The following is a 17551-nucleotide window of genomic DNA, read 5'->3' as shown; positions in this document are numbered from 1 at the left end:
AGCGGCCGTGCTGACGCGCCGTCAGACGTTCACCGCAAGGGACTCGAAGGGGAAAGTATATGGTTGCGGCATGCTGACACGCTTGCAACACAGGTGATAGCTGAATGAAACGAACCGAGGCGGGCGACGACGCGGCCTCGGTCGGCGAGCCGTTCGCGCGCCTCCGCCGAACGGTGGTCGACCTGACCGACTGCGGGTCCAAGCGCGCCGTCCACGAGGCCGTGGTCGACGCCGCCTCGGACTGCCTCGAGTTCGAGGCCGCGGTGTTCCAGCGGGAGGGGGACCGCTACCGCCCGGTGACGCGCACCGCGAAGTTCGACCGCGGTGACGTGCCGGCGACGCTGTCGCCCGACGAGCCGCCGCTGGCGGGCGGCGTCGGGGAGCCGGACGGCGGCGCCGAGCCGACCGTCACCGAGTGGCCCGACGGCACCGGGTCGGAGTGCTGCGTCACGCCGCTGAACGGCGACGGCGCGCTCGTCCTCCGGACGGAGCCCGGCGCCGCCGTCTCCTCTGCCGACCTCGCGGCGGTGTCGCTGCTCGCCGGCGGCGCCGAAACGGCGCTCGGGTCGCTGGAGGGCGGCCCGACGCGGAGCGCAGACGTCGCCGACGCGGGCGTCGCCGATGCGGGTGTCCCCGACGCGGGCGCTGGTTCTTCCGCGGACTCCGGCTCCGCCACCGTCTGTGAGTCCGCGGTGGAAGCCGGTGCGACTCCGGAGCGAGTCCTCGACGCGCTCTCGCGGGCGTTCCCCGACTACGCGTACGTCATGGACGAGGACGGCACGTACCTCGACGTGCTACTCGGAGCGGAGCGCGACGAGCCCCACCGCCGCGACCACCTGACCGGCCGGCGCGTCGACGACATCTTGAACCCGGACGCTGCCGGCACGGTCCGGGAGGCCGTCCGGGCGGCCATCGACTCGGCGTCCGTCCAGCACGTCGAGTACGCCGTCGAATCGGGCGGTGAGACGTACCGCTACGACGGCCGCGTCGTCCCGGTGTCGGAGGGGGCCGGCGGTGACGAACGCCGGCCGGTCGAGCCGTCGACCGTCGTGCTGGTCGCGCGCGACGTCACCGAGCGGTACGAGCGCGAGGAGGCGCTCCGCCGCGAGAACGAGCGGCTCGACGAGTTCGCGTCGGTGGTGAGCCACGACCTGCGGAACCCGCTGAGCACCGCGACCGGCTACCTCGAACTGGTCCGGGAGGACCTCGACGACCCGCGGCTCGACCGTGTCGCGGCCGCGCACGACCGCATCGGGACGCTCATCGAGGACCTGCTGGCGCTCGCCCGTGAAGGCCGGCACGTCACCGACGCCGACGCGGTTCGGCTCGACCACGTCGCCGTCGAGACGTGGCAGACCGTCGGCAGCGACGGCGACCTGGCGGTGGAGACCGACGCGGCGATTCGCGCCGACCGGAGCCGGCTGATGCAGGTGTTCGAGAACCTGTTCCGGAACGCGGTCGAACACGCCGGACCCGCGCCGTCCGTGGCGGTCGGCGAACTCGACGACCGCGAGGGCTTCTTCGTCGCCGACGACGGCCCCGGTATCGACGCGGACAGCGCCGACGCCGTCTTCGACCCCGGCTACACCTCCACGGCGGACGGGAGCGGCCTCGGGCTCGCCATCGTCCGCCGCATCGCGGAGGCCCACGGCTGGCGCGTCGACGTGGCCGACGCCGAATCCGGACTCGGCGGTGCCCGCTTCGAGTTCCGCGGCGTCGAACCCGCTTCCGACGCCTGACCGACCGGTGGACTCGGCGGTCCGCAAGGCGACTGAGCCGGAACCGGATACCGGCGAACGAAACGCTTACCCGGCGATGCCGTCCAGATTCAGGTGATGAGCGGCACCGCCGAGCAGTCGGACGCCGAGGGGACAGCCGACAGCGACACCTTCGAACGGGTGTGCGAGGAGCTGGTCGACCGCATCCTCGCCGGCGACGTCGACCGCGACAACCTCGAAGCCGCCAAACGCGACGTCTGCTCGTCGTTCTCGGCAGCGTCGGTGCCGCAGAACACGGAACTGCTCCAGTACGCTCCGGCGGACCGCCGCGAGGAGGTGAAAGAGGTCGTGCGGCGCAAGCCGGTCCGGACCGCCTCCGGCGTCTCGCCCATCGCGATCATGACGTCGCCGGAGCTGTGCCCGCACGGCAAGTGCCTGTACTGCCCCGGCGGCCCGGCCTCCGAGTTCTCGTCGGCGCAGAGCTACACCGGACACGAGCCCGCCGCCGCGCGCGGCAAGCAGAACGACTACGACCCGTACGGCCAGGTGACGCTGCGGCTCGAACAGCTCCGGCACATCGGCCACCCGGTCGAGAAGGCGGAGCTCATCGTGATGGGGGGGACGATGACGGCGCGCAGCCACGACTACCAGGAGTGGTTCGTGAAGCGCGCGCTCCAGGCGATGAACGACTACGACGTCGACAGCGAGCCGAACCCGGCGGAGGGCCGCAGCTTCGCGCAAGACCCCGACGACTACGAGTTCGAGTACCTGGAGGACGTGAAAGCGCGGAACGAGTCGGCCGACGTCCGCTGTGTCAGCATGACGTTCGAGACGAAGCCGGACTGGTGTGACCCCGAGCAGGTCGACCGGATGTTGAACCTCGGCGGCACCAAAGTCGAGGTCGGCGTCCAGACGACTTACGAGCGCGTGAACCGCGAGATGCACCGCGGCCACGGCACCGCGGCGTCGAAGGACGCGAACAGGCGGCTCCGCGACGCCGCGTTCAAGGTCGGCTTCCACATGATGCCGGGCCAGCCCGGGATGACCGCCGAGATGTGCCGCGAGGACTTCCGGCAGCTGTTCGACAGCCCGGACTGGCGCCCGGACTACCTGAAGATATACCCGACGCTCGTCGTCCGCGGCACCCGCGTGTACGACCAGTGGCACAACGGCGACTTCGAGCCGCTGGACAACGAGCAGGCCGCAGACCTCGTCGCGGACGCGATGAACGAGATCCCGAAGTACTGCCGGCTCCAGCGCGTCCAGCGCGACATCCCGGCCGACTTCATCGACGGCGGCGTCTGGAAGTCGAACCTCCGGCAGCTCGCCGAGCAGCGCGCCGACGAGAAGGGGTACACGCTGAACGACATCCGGGCGCGGGAGGTCGGCCACAACGACGCCGACCCGAACCCGAGCGACGTCGAACTCGACGTGATGCAGTACGAGGCCGGCGGCGGGGTCGAGCACTTCATCAGCTTCGAGGACACCGAACAGGACCTCCTCGTCGGCTTCTGCCGGCTTCGCTTCCCGTCGTACTCGCACGCCGCGCCCGGGACGCCGGCCGCCGCTGACGACCCGGTGCGCCGCGAACTCGGCGACGCCGCGCTGCTCCGCGAACTCCACGTGTACGGGTCGCCGGCGACGTTCGACGGCGAAGACGAGGGCGACTGGCAACACCGCGGGTACGGCCGCCGCCTGCTCCGCACCGCGGAGGACCTCGCCGCGGACGCCGGCTTCGACAAGCTTTCGGTCATCTCCGGAATCGGCGTCCGCGGCTACTACCGCGACAAGTTCGGGTACCACCAGGACGGGCCGTACGTCAGCAAACGGCTCTGACCCCGACCAGATTCTCCGCTCCCGCCGACCGATGCCACCCGCAGCTCGGCGGTTTTGCCGACGCTCGACGGCTTCCGGCGGCTGCCCGACGCCGACGCTCTCCGGCACTGTGTGACGCTGCGACCCCACAGCCGCGGCTCGCGAGTAGTAGAGAAGACGGGGTAGGTCATTCAGCGGTGACACGCGTGGAAACCACGCGTGCTGAAAGGGTGCTGCCTGACCGTGCCGTCCGAATCAAATTCGGGCCCGTCGCCGCAAAAGGCCTCCGGTCCGCGCGCCGGAACCGTTCGGTCTGACTGCTGGACAAAACAGTTTTAGACAAGTCTAATCAGAAACTTTGATACGACGTACTACGTGGGTCGGGTATGCTCGAACAGCTGTTCGTCGACCTCGTCGGGACGAACCCGGTGGTGCAGGGGCTCGCCGGCGGCGTCGTCATCGCCTCGCTCAACATGCTCGGGGCGCTCTTGATTCTCGTCTTCCGCGACCCGACCGACCGCGCGCTCGACGGCGCGCTCGGCTTCGCCGCGGGCGTCATGCTCGCCGCGTCGTTCACCAGCCTCATCGTCCCCGGCATCGACGCGACCTCGGTTGTCGTCCCGGGCGTCGCCGCCACGGGGCTGTTGAAGCCGCTCCCGGTCGTCGTCGGCATCGTCGCCGGCGTCCTGCTGCTCGACCAGGCGGACCACTGGGTGCCGCACGTCCACGTCCTCATCACGGGCCGGAAGCGCGCCGACCAGACCGTCAGTCAGGCCAAGGTCGCCTCCGTCATCCTGTTCATCGTCGCCATCACCATCCACAACATGCCCGAGGGGCTCGCCGTCGGCGTCGCGTTCGGCTCCGGCGACATCGAGAACGCGATGGCGCTGATGCTCGCCATCGGCCTCCAGAACATCCCGGAGGGGCTCGCCGTGTCGGTCGCCGCCGTCAACGCCGGCTTCGACCGCACCCGGTACGCCGTCCTGACCGGCGTCCGCTCCGGGCTCGTCGAGATTCCGCTGACCGTCCTCGGCGCCTACGCCGTCGCCGTCGCAGCCCCGATTCTGCCGTACGCGATGGGGTTCGCCGCCGGCGGCATGCTGTTCGTCATCTCGGACGAAATCGTCCCGGAGACGCACGCCCGCGGCAACGAGCGGCTCGCCACCGCCGGCACGATGCTCGGCGTCTGCGTCATGCTGTACCTCGACGTCGCCCTCGCGGCCTGACCGACGCGGCGCGGCCGCCCGAAGCCGTTCTACGGTTCGCCGGTGTCGACTGCGCCGGCCGCGTCGGCGAGCGCCCCCGCGAGCACCGTCGTCGCCGCCGCGCAGTCCGCCCAGTCCGTCCACTCGCGGGGGTTGTGGCTGACGCCGTCGCGGCTCGGCGCGAACAGCAGCGCGGCGTCGGTCACGTCCGCGACGTGCATCGTGTCGTGGGCGGCGCCGCTGTGCAGGTCCATGGTGTCGACGCCGGCGGCGACGCCGGCGCGGTGGGCGGCGTCCCGGAGCCGTTCGGAGAGCGGCGTCGGCGCCAGGTCGAACGGCCGCGCCAACGACGTTTCGACGCCCCGTTCGCGCTCCAGGCGGTCGAGCGTCTCCCGGACCGCCCCGACGACCGTCTGCATCGACTCGTACTCCACGTCGCGGACGTCGACGCCCGCGTCGACGCGGCCGGGCACCACGTTCGTCGCGTTCGGCGAGACGGACAGCGACCCGACGGTCCCCACCGCGGAGTCGCTCGTCGTCGCGACGACGTCGTTCGCGGCGCTCTCCACGTCCAACACCAGTTCGGCCGCGGCCGCGAGCGCGTCGGTCCGCTCGTCCATCGGCGTCGCGCCGGCGTGGTTCGCCTCGCCCTCGATTGCGACCTCACAGTGCATGATTCCGGTGATGGTGTCGACGACGCCGACCGGGACGCCGGCGGCTTCGAGCCGCGTGTCCTGCTCGACGTGGAGTTCGTACCAGGCGTCCCACTCGGAGGCGTCGAGTCGACCGTCGCCGCGGAACCCGATGTCGTCGAGCGCCGCCGCGAGCGTGACGCCGTCGTCGTCGGTCAGTTCGAGCGCGTCGTCGACGCTGCGGTCACCGACGGCGACCGACGACCCGAGCAGGCCGTCCGCGAACCGCTGCCCCTCCTCCTCCGTGAACGACACGACGACGACGGGCCGGTCCGGTTCGGCGCCGGCCGCCTGCATCGCCCGGACGGCTTCGAGCGCCGCGTAGACGCCGAGCGGCCCGTCGAAGATGCCGCCCTCCGGCACCGAATCCAGGTGGCTCCCGGCGGCGACCGGGGCCGCGTCCGCGTCCGCCGACTCCGGCGCCCACGTCCCCGCGACGTTGCCGACGGCGTCGACCGCGACGTCGAGCCCGGCGTCCTCCATCCGGTCGACGAGCCGCGACCGCGCCGCCCGGTTCGGTTCCGTTCCGCACAGCACCGTCCGGCCGCGCCCCGCCGCGGCGTCGACGTCGCCGAACCCCCCGTTCGCCTCGATGTCGGCTCTGAGCCGGTCCTCGTCGGCTGTGATGTCCATGCGTCGTCTCCGGCCGGCGGACGCTTGGGCCTTTCCGCACCGGCGGCGACGACCGGTGTCGGCCGCCCGGGAGGCGGTGGGAACCGTGAAGTAGCCGGCCGACCGACTCCCCGGCAGATGGACGCCGTCAGCATGAGCGCGGTCGTGTTCGCCGACCGGGAAGCGGTGTTCGAGTTCCTGCGGGACTTCGAGGGGTACGGGAAGTACTCAGAGCACGTCCGCGACGTCGACGTGAACGGCGACGGCGACGTCGGCACCGAGTACGCCATCACGTTCGGCTGGTGGAAGCTCACGTACACGGCGCGGTCGCGCGTCGTCGACGTCGACCCGCCGTCGAGCATCCGCTGGGAGATCGTGAAAGACGTCGACGCGCACGGACAGTGGCGGCTGGAGGCGCTGGACCTCGACGCCGACCGCGACGAAATCGACGACCCGGTCCCGTCGGACGCGACGGCGGCGACGCGGGTCAGCATCGACGTCTCGTTCGACGCCGGGTCTGTCGGCTCCGACGCGCTGGACCTGCCGCTGTTCGTCTCGCTCGACTGGGTGCTCGAACGGGCGAAGCCGCTCGTCGCCCAGCAGGCCGGGCAGGTGCTGCGGCGCGTCGTCGCCGACCTGGAGGGCCGCGAGCGCACGCCGGCGCTGCACGTCCACGAGACGCCCGACTCGGTCGACGTCGACCGGGACGACCTCGACGTCAGCGGGAACTGACTCGGCCGCGGCCCGAGTCGAACCGGCGCGTCGTCCGCGCGGCGCGGCCACAGCACCGAAGAGGGACGCGCGCAAACGGGTCGTCGGTGGTTTCCTGATGGACGAAGTGCTCGAAGCGGCGGAACTCGTCGCGGACTCGGGATTCGAAGGCGCGGTCGTCTGGCTGCTCCGCATCGTCGGCGCGCTGCTGGTGCTCGGCGGCCTCGGGCTGTGGCTGCTCACGGAGGCCGGGCTGCTGTGGGTGCCTGCCGTCCTCATCGTCGCCGGCGTGATTCTCGCCGTGGTCCCGCAGGTGCTGCTGTCGCTCGCGGAACTCACCGGCTGAGCCGACCCGAACCGTAAACCGGAACCCCGCGCGGCGACTCCGGTTCGGTGATGGAGACGGGCGCGATTCCGCTGGCGGACGTCGGTGCGTTCGACCTGCAGTCGACCGTCGAGAGCGGCCAGTCGTACCTCTGGGACCGCGCCGACGGCGGCATGTACGAGACCGCGGCCGCCTACGGCGGCGACCACTGGTACGAAACCGTCGTGCCGCCGCTCGACGGCGTCAGCGACGAGCGCGCCGTCGTCCGGGTGCGGCAGACCGACGGCCGGCTTGAGTGGGAGTCGACGACCGACGCCGTCCCGATTCTGACGCACCTGCTCAGGCTCGACGACGACCTCGACGCGATTCTCGACGCCGCCCCGGACGACCCGGTCATCGAGCGCGCGATCGAGGAGTTCCGCGGGATGCGGCTCGTCAGAGACCCGCCGTTCGCCTGCCTCGTCTCGTTCATCTGTTCGGCGCAGATGCGCGTCTCGCGCATCCACCGGATGCAGCGCGCGATGGCGGACGCCTACGGCGACACCGTGACGATGAACGGCGACGAGTACGAGGCGTTCCCGACGCCGGCACAGCTCGCGGCGACCACCGAGTCGGACCTCCGCGGCCTCTCGCTCGGCTACCGGGCGCCGTACGTCCGGCGCACCGCGGAGATGGTCGCTGACGGCGACGCGGACCCGGCGGCCGCCGCGACGCTCCCCTACGAGGACGCGCGCGACTACCTGACCCGGTTCGTCGGCGTCGGCGACAAGGTCTCGGACTGCGTCCTGCTGTTCTCGCTCGGCTTCCTCGAAGCCGTCCCGCTCGACACCTGGATTCGGTCCGCCATCGCCGACCACTTCCCCGACTGCGACCGCGGCGCCTACGCCGAGACGTCCCGCGCGATTCGAGCGCGACTCGGCGGCGACTACGCCGGCTACACGCAGACCTACCTGTTCCACTACCTCCGCACCGTCGGCGAAGACGGTGAATAGGAGCAGGGAACGGAGCCGCTGAACCGCTGGATCTTCGACGCCGCCGACTCAGTCGTCGGCCGAGGTGGGCTGTGGCCCGCGGAGTTCGACCGGGGAGGCGTCGACGCCGAGTTCGTCGAGCGCGACCTCCGCGGCGCGCTTCCCGGAGACCAGCATCGCGCCGAACGTCGGCCCCATCCGGGTGAGCCCGTGGGTAGTGGCGGTCGCGAGCCCGGTGGCGATGAGGCCGTCGTGGACGACGCCGGTCTCCTCGACGACGCGGTCCTCGCTGTCGGACACCCACATCGAGTCGTGGCCGGGCGAGTCGTGGCCGGGCGCGCCGTACTGGTCGCCGGCCGTCGCGTCCATGCCGGCGTCGTGCGTCTCGGCGTGTTCGACGCCGGGAGCGTCGACGACGCCGCGTTCGTGCAGTTTGGAGACGACGACCGCTTCGTGGCCCGTCGCGTCGATGACGAGGTCGGCCTCCACGGCGACCGGGTCGACGCAGGTGAGTTCGCGCGGCAGCGCGTGCACCGGCGTCCAGTTCAGGACGACGCCGGCGACGCGGTGGTTCTCGCGGACCACGACGTCCGTGAACTCCGTCATGTTCTGGAGGCGGACGCCGGCGGCGCAGGCGGCCTCGATGAGCGCGGACGCCGCGTGCGGCGCATCGGCCACCTGCAGCCCGTCGACCTCGTCGCTCTCCTCGTAGGGGACGCCGAGTTCGTCGAGGATGCGGTGGGCCGGTTCCCTGACGGTGAGCTTGTTCATCAGGAAGCCGCCGAGCCAGAAGCCGCCGCCGGGGTAGTTGTTCTTCTCGACGACGGTGACGTCGACGCCGCGGTCCGCGAGCTCTTTCGCGGCCGTGAGCCCGGACGGTCCGCCGCCGACCACGATGACGTCCGTCTCGGTGCCGGCCATGAACTCGTCGTGCCACGAGTCGGCGATTGCGCGGGTGACCTGTGCCTCGCTCGCGTCGCTGAATCCGTCGAAACGCATGCGAATACCTAGTAATATTACTAAATTATAAGCGTTGCTCTCCCGGGGTGGCCGGCCGAACCTTCATACAGCCGGCCATGCTACTTGTGCGCATGGATCGGAGGGTGGTCGTCGAGGCCGCAGTCCCCGTCTACGACGTCGAGACGGCCGACGAGGCGCTCCGAATCGCCGTCTCGAAGACGGGCGAGATGCTGAATCCGGACCTCAACTACGTCGAAATCTCGATGGGCAGCCGGGAGTCGCCGTCCGGCGAGGAGCTGCCGCCCGCGTTCGTCGCGGCGGACGAGGCGCTCGTCGCGCTGGAGCTGTCGATGACCGTGTTCAACGTCGAACGCGACGAACACGCCTCCCGAATCGCCCGCAAGGAAATCGGCCAGCGACTCGAGAACATCCCGCTGTCCGTCCTCCGCGTCGAGGACGTCCCCGACGACGAGGACGCGTCCGAGAAGCCCGACGAGACGGACCGGGCGAACGAAGCGGAGGACGGAGACGAAGCGAGACGCGACGAAGTCGGGGGAAGAGACGAAATGGGGAACGACGAGGAATCGGCGAACGGCGACGACACGGACGGGGACGACCTCCTGCCGGAGTTCGAAGAGATGGTCGACGACGGCTAGCGGCCGCGACAGTCACTCATCCCGAGCCGGAGACGAGTCTGTGCCGGGACACGCGGTGGTCGGAACCGGCCGAGCGCCGTGGCCGTGGCTCCCGAAGTTGGCTGCAGCGAGGAGTAGAGAGTTGGTTCAGTCAGCCTGCGCAGCGACGCGCTCGGTCTGGTCGTCTTCCATCGACGATGTGATTCCTTTCGCGAGTTTAAACACGGCCGCCTTGTGGTCCGTCTTCGACCGGTGAATCGAGGTCGGCTTCACGCCGAGTTCCTCGTATTCGGAGAGGTCGAGTTCGGTGTCCCAGTTTGCACATTCGCTTCGTACTTCACTGAGGAGGCCGTGCAGGTGGATGAGTTCCTGCTTCTTCATGGACGAATTCGGGTTGCGACCGTAGGGTTAAAGACTTATCTTGAGGGTCGTTAGCATGCTGCCCGACAGGCTTTCATACGCGGCGTTCAGGATAGGCTAGCGGCTTCTCGAATCGGTCCGCCGAATGCCACGAACGTTTTATGGACGCGGCCCGGACGCGGTCGTATGCAGTACGACGAGATGCTCGATCGCGCCATCGAGGAGTCGCCCGACATCGAGAACGGCGAGTCGCGGTTCGAAGTCCCCGACCCGGACGTCCGCCCCGAGGGCAACGTCACGGTGTTCGAGAACTTCCAGGACGTCGTCGACCGACTCGACCGCGACGAGTCGGACCTGCTCAAGTTCCTGCAGGACGAACTGGGGACGGCCGCTCACATCGACGAGCGGGGCCGCGCGCGACTCACCGGCGACTTCAAGCAGCGCCGCGTCGGCGACGCGGTCGAGGCGTTCACCGACACCTACGTCATCTGTCCGGAGTGCGGCCTGCCGGACACGCGGATCGTGGACGAACGCGGCACGGAGATGCTGAAGTGCGACGCCTGCGGCGCGCTGTCGGCCATCGAAGAGTAACGACGCCTCGCCCGCTACTGGAACTGTTTCAGCGTGTCGAGATCGCGCTCGGTCCGCATGAACTCCGCCATCCGGCGCTCCTCCCCGCACGACGGGCACGTGAACTCGTCGCGGTGCTCGGGAAGCTCGGTGGGGTTCTCCTCCCAGTCTTTCGAACACTCGGGGCACACCAGTCGAACGAATGCGTCGACCATGCTGCACTCGGGTACTCCGGCCACCCAATAAAGCGTTGTGCGAAAACGACTAAGTAGCTGACCGCGGGGGCGTCCCCGCAGCGCCGGCCGCCGGTCCGCCCGAGAGTTCGGGCGACCTCTGGTCGGCATTCCGCCCGCGTCGATCCGTCCGTCCGGGAGCCACGTCCCGAATCAGTCCTCGTCCCGGCTCAGGCATCCGCGTCCTGATCCCCGACGGATTCGGCGGCATCGAGCAGCTCCTTGTACCGGTTCCGGATTGTGACTTCGCTGATACCGGCGACTGCACCGACCTGGCTCTGCGTGAGCTGCTCGTTCGTGAGCAGCGACGCGGCGTACATCGCGGCGGCCGCGAGGCCGACCGGCGACTTCCCGCTGGTCACGCCGGCCTCCTGCGCCGACTTGATGAGGTCGCGCGCCCGCCACTCGCCCTCGTCAGAGAGCCCGAGTTCGGAGGCGAACCGCCCGACGTACTGCGACGGATCCGCCGGCGCGACTTCGAGTTTCAGTTCGCGGACGACGTAGCGGTACGTCCGGGTGAGTTCCATGCGGTCGACCCGGGACACCGCGGTCAACTCGTCGAGGCTCCGCGGCGTGTTCCCCTGTCGGGCCGCGGCGTACAGCGACGCCGACGCGACGCCTTCGATGCTGCGTCCGGGGAGGAGGTCCTCGTCGAGCGCGCGGCGGTAGATGACGGAGGCGGTCTCGCGGACGTTGTCCGGGAGGCCGAGGGCGGACGCCATCCGGTCGATTTCGCCGAGCGCCTGCTTCAGGTTCCGCTCTTTCGAGTCGCGCGTCCGGAAGCGTTCGTGCCACGTCCGCAGCCGCTGCATCTGCCGACGCCGCTCCGAGGAGAGGGCGTTGCCGTAGGCGTCTTTGTCCTGCCAGCCGATGTTCGTCGACAGCCCCTTGTCGTGCATCATGTTCGTCGCCGGGGCGCCGACCCGCGACTTGTCGCCGCGGCTGTCGTTGAACGACCGCCACTCCGGCCCGTGGTCGATGGCGTCGGCTTCGACGACCAGTCCGCAGTCCGCACAGACGGTTTCGCCGTGCTCCTCGTCGGTGCGGAGGGTCCCGCCGCACTCCGGGCAGACGAGTTCGGACTCGCGTCCGGCGGCCTCCGTCTCCTCCCGCTCTGTCCCGTAGCTCCTGATTGTGGTTTCGGTCTCGGTCATGGTGGCTCCGGACTGACGACGCGGTCCCGCGCTCGACGGCGGCCGACGTAGACTGTCCTTACCTACTGTAATCGTCGAAAGTATTTAAACCTTTCTTCCGATGGGGTGCCTGAATTGTCTCATGTGGTTGAATATCGCCGATTATCGCGGCTTTCGCCGTCGCCGCCGGGAGCCGGTCAGGCCCGTCACACAATATAAATGTTTGTCCACGCGTGGAAGTACCGGTGCTTAGTCGTGGATGAACGTCTCTCGGGGACCGGCCACGTCGTTTATGCGGCCGTGTCCGGAAGCCGTCCGTATGCGACGTCGAACGTTGCTGGCGACGGTCGGGAGCGCGTCGGTCGCCGCACTGGCAGGGTGTAGCGGGGCGACGACGTTTCGGGCGAAACCGGCGGGCGTCGAGCAGTCCGCCGTCAACGAGACCGGCTACGAGAAGAAGGGGACGAACGACCGGACCATCTCGCGGACGTTCGCGGGCCAGAAAGTGAAGGTCGTGAACAAGGTGACGACGTACGAGAAGACCATCGACACGATTCTCGGGTCGGTTCGGGCGGGCGTGTTCGCGACGGTGTCGACGCCGGCCGTCGAACTCGCGGGGCAGACGTTCAACCCTGTCGAGTCGTACGGCACGAAGAAGCTCGTCGGCCTCCTCGCCAGCCAGTACGAGTCGATACAGAACCCGACGAAAGCCGGTGAGACGGAGGTCACGATTCTCGGGAGCAGCCACACGGTCGCGCGGTACGAGGCGACGGCGACGTTCCAGGGCCAGGAACTTGACGTCTACATCCACGTCGCCCCGGCCATCGAGGACGGCTCGGACTTCGTCGTCCCCATCGGCGTCTACCCCAAGCAGAACGCCGAGCAGGAGCGGCCGAACACGATGACGCTGCTGAAGAACGTCGTTCACCCGCTCGGCTCGAACTGACCCACAATTATTTACGTGGGTGCTCCGTTACCAAAATCGAGGTTAGTGCGAATGGCGACAGGAACGGTTGCATTCTTCAACGACACGGGCGGATACGGCTTCATCGAAAGTGAGGACGCGGACGAGGACGTCTTCTTCCACATGGAAGACGTCGGCGGCCCCGACCTTGAGGAAGGACAGGAGGTGGAGTTCGAGATCGAGCAGGCCGACAAAGGCCCGCGCGCGAAGAACCTCGAACGGCTGTAATCCACGACACCGCCCCGGTCACCGCGACCAGGGGCACGAACAAGACACTCGGTATTTTTCGGCGACGACGCGGCTCGTGAGTTGCAACTCCGAGAAGGCGCCTGCGTCTTCAGGCGTGAACTGCCGTCGCGAGCGGGCCGCCGCAGTCCGGACAGGTGGCTCTGTACGACAGGACGCTGACCGGCTCGCCGCACTCGTCACAGACGAACGAACGTCTCACCATCCGGTCGGAGAATCGCACCCGGATGTGTTAAATGTTACCACGGGTAGGGGTGGTGCCGCCCGACGCTGCCGCCGCTGAACGCGAGCCATCGCTGACGGCGACCGCCGGAGAGAACCGACGCGCTGTCGAGTCCCGCCCTCTACTCCAGGAATCGCGAGAAAAGCGCGGGCCGTGTGGTTCGGACGCTACTCGGCGTCGATGAAGTCCGGCTCGGTGCGCTTTTCGGCGCGCTCGGACTCCAGGTGTTCGCGGAACGCGGCGGGGTCGACGTCGTCCGCCTCGTTTTCGAACCGGTCGCGGACCGAGATGGTGCCGCTCTCCTCCTCGTCGCCGCCGACGATGACCATGTACGGGACGCGGTCGTCGTGGGCGGCCCGAATCTTGCGGCCGACGGTCATGTCGCGGTCTTCGACCTCGACGCGGAAGTCGCCGAGCTCGTTCTTGATGCGGTGGGCGTACCCGAGGTTGTCGTCTGAAATCGGGAGGATGCGGACCTGTTCGGGGGCGAGCCACAGCGGGAACCGCCCGGCGAAGTGCTCGATGAGCACCATGAAGAACCGCTCGTAGCTGCCGTACAGCGCGCGGTGAATCATCACCGGGCGGTGGTCGTCGTTGTCCTCGCCGGTGTAGGTGAGGTCGAACCGCTCGGGCATGTTGAAGTCGAGCTGGACCGTCGGGCCGTCCCACGACCGGCCGAGCGCGTCCTCGAACGAGAAGTCGATTTTCGGCCCGTAGAAGGCGCCGTCTCCCGGTTCGAGCCCCCACTCCAGGCTGGACGTTTCGAGCACGGCTTCGAGCTGGCTTTCGGCTTGCTCCCACACCTCGTCGCTGCCGACGGACTTCTCGGGGCGGGTCGCGAGGTCGACGGAGACGTCGAGGTCGAACGTCTCGAGCACCTGCTCGATCATCTGCATGATGTTCCGGACCTCGGCTTCGATCTGGTCCGGCTCGACGAACAGGTGGCCGTCGTCGATGGTGAACGCCCACGTCCGCGACAGCCCGGAGAGCTCGCCGCGCTGCTCTTTCCGGTACACCTTGCCGTGTTCGGCGTACCGGACCGGCAGGTCGCGGTAGCTCCAGCTCCCCTGGTCGAATATCGTGGCGTGCCCCGGGCAGTTCATCGGCTTCAGCCCGTACTCCTCCTCGTTGACGTCGAAGAGGAACATGTCGTCCTCGTAGTTCTCGTAGTGGCCCGACTGTTCCCACAGCTCCGTCCGGAACACGTGCGGCGTCTCGACCTCGCCGTAGCCCGCCTCGTCGTTCAGGTCGTTCACGTAGCCTTCGAGCTCCGAGAGCACCGTCTTCCCCGGCGGGTGGTACAGCGGAAGCCCCGGGCCAGTGACCGTCGGGATGGAGAACAGGTCCATCTCCTGGGCGATCTTGCGGTGGTCGCGCTCTTTCGCCTCCTCGCGCATCTCGAGGAACGACTCCAGTTCGGACTCCGTCTCGAACGCCGTGCCGTACACGCGGGTGAGCTGCTGGTTCTCCTCGTCGCCGCGCCAGTACGCCGACGAGATGTTCAGCAGCTTCACGGCGCCGATTTCGCCGGTCGACTCGACGTGCGGGCCGCGACACAGGTCCCGCCAGTCGTCCTGCTCGTAGAACGACACCGGGTCGTCGCCGGCGGCCTCCTCGTGGAGGATGTCGGTCTTGAACGGGTTGTCCTCGAACGTCTCCAGCGCCTCCTCGCGCGGCACGTCCCGCCGCTCGATGTCGTAGTCCGCCTCGATGATGTCACGCATCTCCGCCTCGATGGCCGGGAAGTCCGACTCGTCGAGGTCGACGCCGGCGACGTCGTAGTAGAAGCCGTCCTCGGTCGGCGGCCCGATGGCCAGTTTGGCGTCCGGGTAGAGCCGCTGAAGCGCCTGTGCGAACACGTGCGCCGCGGAGTGACGCAGCACCTGCAGGTACTCGTCGGACTGGTCCGTGACGATCTCTATCCGCGCGCCGTCGTGGACCGGCGCCGTCTTGTCGACGAGTTCGCCGTCGACGACGCCCGCAATCGTGTCCGACCCGAGCCCCGGGCCGATTTCGTAGGCGACGTCCTCCACCGTCGCATCCGCCGGAACGGAGAGCTCCGAGCCGTCCGGCAGGATGACCGCGTTATCGCTCATACGAACCCCGAGTCGGAGAGCGCGAATAAGTCTTGTCGAACTGCGTGACAGAGCACCAGTGCGGGCTCGCCGGAGCGCGACGCCTTTAGGCCGCCGCGCCGTACGCGGCGGTGATGACTGACGACGCCGATTCGCGCTCCGAACGCGCCGACTCGCTTCCCCGGGACGCGGACTCGACCGCGGACGAGGAGCCGGGGAGCGACGCGGACGGGCCGGCCGGAGCGGACGCCGAATCCGCGTCCGCGGACGCCGCGTCGGCGTTCACGATCGACGAGTTCTACGACGCCGTCGAGGACGCCGAGCGACCCGTCCTGACGGCGTCGCAGGTGGCCCGCCGTGCCGAGATGACGCAGGCGGAGGCGCGCGACGCGCTCGACAGCCTCTCCGGCGACGGCGTCGTCGACCGCGTCGACGTCGAGACCGACCCGGTCGTGTTCTACCCGTCGACGTGGGGCGACCTCGCCGAACGCGAGCGCGTCATCCTGTTTCCGGACCGCCGCGAAATCGTCGTCGACCAGCCGACCCAGTACACCCGTGCGCGGCTCTCGCAGTTCGCCCACCTCGTCGACTCCACCGGGACGGACCCGGGGACGCGCGGCTACCTCTACAGGATTCGGCAGGAGGACGTCTGGGCGGCGCCGTTCGACGACCTCACCGAGTTGCTGGCGCGGATGCGGTCGGTGCTCCCGCGGCGGAGCCCGCACCTCGAATCGTGGGTGGAAGACCAGTGGAAGCGCGCCCGGCAGTTCACGCTCCGCACCCACGAGGACGGCTACGTCGTCCTCGAGGCCGCCCGCGAGGAACTGATGGGGAACGTCGCGCGGCAGAAACTCGGCGACGACCACCTCCGCGCGGACATCTCCGACACCGAATCGTGGGTGAACCGCGAGGAACTCGGCGCGGTCAAACGCATCCTCTACGAGGCCGGCTACCCGGTCAGCGACGAGCGCGACCTCGAAACCGGCGACCCGCTCGACGTCGACCTCGACGTCGACCTCCGGGCGTACCAGCGCGACTGGCGCGACCGATTCCTGGAGCAGCGCGCCGGCGTCTTCGTCGGCCCGCCCGGCTCCGGGAAGACCATCGCGGCCATCTCGGTGCTCGCGGCTGTCGGCGGCGAAACCCTGATTCTGGTGCCGTCGCGCGAACTCGCCGGGCAGTGGAAGGCCGAACTGCTCGAACACACCGACCTCGACGAGTCGCAGGTCGGCGAGTACCACGGCGGCGAGAAGTCGATTCGGCCGGTGACGGTCGCCACCTACCAGACCGCCGGAATGGACCGCCACCGGTCGCTGTTCGACTCCCGGGAGTGGGGGCTCATCGTCTACGACGAAGTGCAGCACATCCCGTCGGACGTCTACCGGCGCTCGGCGGACCTCCAGACGAAACACCGACTCGGCCTCAGCGCCACGCCGGTCCGTGAGGACGACCGCGAACAGGAGATATTCACGCTCATCGGCCCGCCCATCGGCACGGACTGGGGCGCGCTGTTCGACGCCGGCTTCGTCCAGGAGCCGGAAGTCGAGATTCGGTACGTCCCGTGGCGGCACGACGACGCCGAAAACGAGTGGCGGAGCGCCGACCGGCGCGAAAAGCACCGCGTCGCCGCGCAGAACCCGGCGAAGGCCGACGAGGTCAGGGCGCTCCGCGCCCAGCACGCCGACGCCAAAGCGCTCGTGTTCGTCGACTACCTCGATCAGGGCGAGCGGCTCTCGGAGGTGCTCGGCGTCCCGTTCGTCTCCGGCGAGACGCCCCACCACGTCCGCCAGCGGCTGTTCGAGGAGTTCCGGCAGGGCGACCGGCGGACGCTCATCGTCTCGCGCATCGCCGACGAAGGCATCGACCTGCCGAACGCCGAACTCGCCGTCGTCGCGTCCGGGCTCGGCGGGAGCCGCCGGCAGGGCGCCCAGCGCGCCGGCCGGACGATGCGGCCCGCCGGCTCGGCGATGGTGTACGTTCTCGCGACCCGCGGCACCAGCGAGGAAGACTTCGCGCAGCGACAGATGAACCACCTCGCCGAGAAGGGCGTCCGCGTCCGCGAACGAACCGTCGACTGACGCGCGCTTCCATCGGCCACTTCCA

17 protein-coding genes are annotated in these 17551 nt (G+C 69.1%); 11 read left to right on the top strand and 6 right to left on the bottom strand.

All coding sequences use genetic code 11. The features are described 5' to 3' along the window. Nucleotides 1-104 precede the first annotated feature (104 nt). The 3 genes from ACQUS7_RS10915 (at nucleotide 105) to ACQUS7_RS10905 (ending at nucleotide 4759) form a co-directional block, all read left to right on the top strand. On the top strand, nucleotides 105-1739 hold the full coding sequence (locus tag ACQUS7_RS10915; protein ID WP_435146977.1) for a sensor histidine kinase: 1635 nt from the start codon (nucleotides 105-107) through the stop codon (nucleotides 1737-1739). Between the two features lie 96 nt (nucleotides 1740-1835). Further along, nucleotides 1836-3554 carry a tRNA uridine(34) 5-carboxymethylaminomethyl modification radical SAM/GNAT enzyme Elp3 gene (locus ACQUS7_RS10910; RefSeq protein WP_435146975.1) on the top strand — a complete coding sequence of 573 codons (1719 nt, stop codon included), beginning with the start codon at nucleotides 1836-1838 and terminating at the stop codon, nucleotides 3552-3554. Between the two features lie 365 nt (nucleotides 3555-3919). Next, nucleotides 3920-4759: a ZIP family metal transporter gene (locus ACQUS7_RS10905; RefSeq protein WP_435146973.1), complete on the top strand. Its 840-nt coding sequence runs from the start codon at nucleotides 3920-3922 to the stop codon at nucleotides 4757-4759. 29 nt (nucleotides 4760-4788) lie between these two features. Here ACQUS7_RS10905 and ACQUS7_RS10900 read toward each other — a convergent pair whose 3' ends face one another. Next, nucleotides 4789-6063: a hydantoinase/carbamoylase family amidase gene (locus ACQUS7_RS10900; RefSeq protein WP_435146971.1), complete on the bottom strand. Its 1275-nt coding sequence runs from the start codon at nucleotides 6061-6063 to the stop codon at nucleotides 4789-4791. A 117-nt stretch (nucleotides 6064-6180) separates the two neighbouring features. Between ACQUS7_RS10900 and ACQUS7_RS10895 the strand changes: the two genes are divergently transcribed. From ACQUS7_RS10895 to ACQUS7_RS10885, 3 genes are all read left to right on the top strand, one after another. Next, complete coding sequence (locus ACQUS7_RS10895; protein WP_435146969.1) at nucleotides 6181-6774, top strand: SRPBCC family protein; 594 nt, start codon at nucleotides 6181-6183, stop codon at nucleotides 6772-6774. 97 nt (nucleotides 6775-6871) lie between these two features. Next, the gene (locus ACQUS7_RS10890; RefSeq protein ID WP_435146967.1) at nucleotides 6872-7099 is read left to right on the top strand and encodes a hypothetical protein; all 228 of its coding nucleotides are present in this window, start codon (nucleotides 6872-6874) and stop codon (nucleotides 7097-7099) included. Between the two features lie 50 nt (nucleotides 7100-7149). Next, nucleotides 7150-8070, top strand: a complete 921-nt coding sequence (locus ACQUS7_RS10885; RefSeq protein WP_435146965.1) for a DNA-3-methyladenine glycosylase family protein — start codon at nucleotides 7150-7152, stop codon at nucleotides 8068-8070. A 48-nt stretch (nucleotides 8071-8118) separates the two neighbouring features. On the opposite strand, the gene ACQUS7_RS10880 is transcribed toward ACQUS7_RS10885, so the two are convergent. Beyond that, nucleotides 8119-9048 (bottom strand): sulfide-dependent adenosine diphosphate thiazole synthase, encoded by a 930-nt coding sequence (locus tag ACQUS7_RS10880; RefSeq protein WP_435129546.1) that lies wholly within the window; start codon nucleotides 9046-9048, stop codon nucleotides 8119-8121. 92 nt (nucleotides 9049-9140) lie between these two features. Between ACQUS7_RS10880 and ACQUS7_RS10875 the strand changes: the two genes are divergently transcribed. Then, nucleotides 9141-9665 (top strand): DUF555 domain-containing protein, encoded by a 525-nt coding sequence (locus ACQUS7_RS10875; RefSeq protein WP_435146963.1) that lies wholly within the window; start codon nucleotides 9141-9143, stop codon nucleotides 9663-9665. Between the two features lie 126 nt (nucleotides 9666-9791). On the opposite strand, the gene ACQUS7_RS10870 is transcribed toward ACQUS7_RS10875, so the two are convergent. After that, nucleotides 9792-10025 (bottom strand): UPF0058 family protein, encoded by a 234-nt coding sequence (locus ACQUS7_RS10870; protein WP_435129540.1) that lies wholly within the window; start codon nucleotides 10023-10025, stop codon nucleotides 9792-9794. A 165-nt stretch (nucleotides 10026-10190) separates the two neighbouring features. Here ACQUS7_RS10870 and ACQUS7_RS10865 point away from each other — a divergent pair, with 165 nt between their 5' ends. After that, entirely contained in the window at nucleotides 10191-10595 is a 405-nt protein-coding gene (locus ACQUS7_RS10865) for a translation initiation factor IF-2 subunit beta (protein WP_435129537.1), read from the top strand. A 14-nt stretch (nucleotides 10596-10609) separates the two neighbouring features. Here ACQUS7_RS10865 and ACQUS7_RS10860 read toward each other — a convergent pair whose 3' ends face one another. Next, nucleotides 10610-10789: a hypothetical protein gene (locus tag ACQUS7_RS10860; RefSeq protein ID WP_435129534.1), complete on the bottom strand. Its 180-nt coding sequence runs from the start codon at nucleotides 10787-10789 to the stop codon at nucleotides 10610-10612. A gap of 188 nt (nucleotides 10790-10977) precedes the next feature. Then, complete coding sequence (locus ACQUS7_RS10855; RefSeq protein WP_435146960.1) at nucleotides 10978-11961, bottom strand: transcription initiation factor IIB; 984 nt, start codon at nucleotides 11959-11961, stop codon at nucleotides 10978-10980. A 298-nt stretch (nucleotides 11962-12259) separates the two neighbouring features. Here ACQUS7_RS10855 and ACQUS7_RS10850 point away from each other — a divergent pair, with 298 nt between their 5' ends. Together ACQUS7_RS10850 and ACQUS7_RS10845 are read left to right on the top strand one after the other, a co-directional pair. Next, nucleotides 12260-12886, top strand: coding sequence for a DUF6517 family protein (locus tag ACQUS7_RS10850; RefSeq protein WP_435129528.1), 627 nt, complete (start codon nucleotides 12260-12262; stop codon nucleotides 12884-12886). Between the two features lie 51 nt (nucleotides 12887-12937). Beyond that, entirely contained in the window at nucleotides 12938-13132 is a 195-nt protein-coding gene (locus tag ACQUS7_RS10845; RefSeq protein ID WP_435129525.1) for a cold-shock protein, read from the top strand. A 408-nt stretch (nucleotides 13133-13540) separates the two neighbouring features. On the opposite strand, the gene thrS is transcribed toward ACQUS7_RS10845, so the two are convergent. Further along, nucleotides 13541-15469 carry a threonine--tRNA ligase gene (gene thrS, locus ACQUS7_RS10840; RefSeq protein WP_435146956.1) on the bottom strand — a complete coding sequence of 643 codons (1929 nt, stop codon included), beginning with the start codon at nucleotides 15467-15469 and terminating at the stop codon, nucleotides 13541-13543. Between the two features lie 113 nt (nucleotides 15470-15582). On the opposite strand from thrS, the gene ACQUS7_RS10835 reads away from it, so the two are divergent. After that, nucleotides 15583-17526 carry a DEAD/DEAH box helicase gene (locus tag ACQUS7_RS10835; RefSeq protein WP_435146954.1) on the top strand — a complete coding sequence of 648 codons (1944 nt, stop codon included), beginning with the start codon at nucleotides 15583-15585 and terminating at the stop codon, nucleotides 17524-17526. The last annotated feature ends 25 nt before the right edge of the window (nucleotides 17527-17551 follow it).

The sequence above is a fragment of the Halobaculum sp. P14 genome (assembly GCF_051195155.1).
Taxonomy (GTDB): domain Archaea; phylum Halobacteriota; class Halobacteria; order Halobacteriales; family Haloferacaceae; genus JBNTKA01.
The sequence above is the reverse complement of the archived record's forward strand: the minus strand, read 5'-3'. Positions and strand labels throughout refer to the sequence as shown.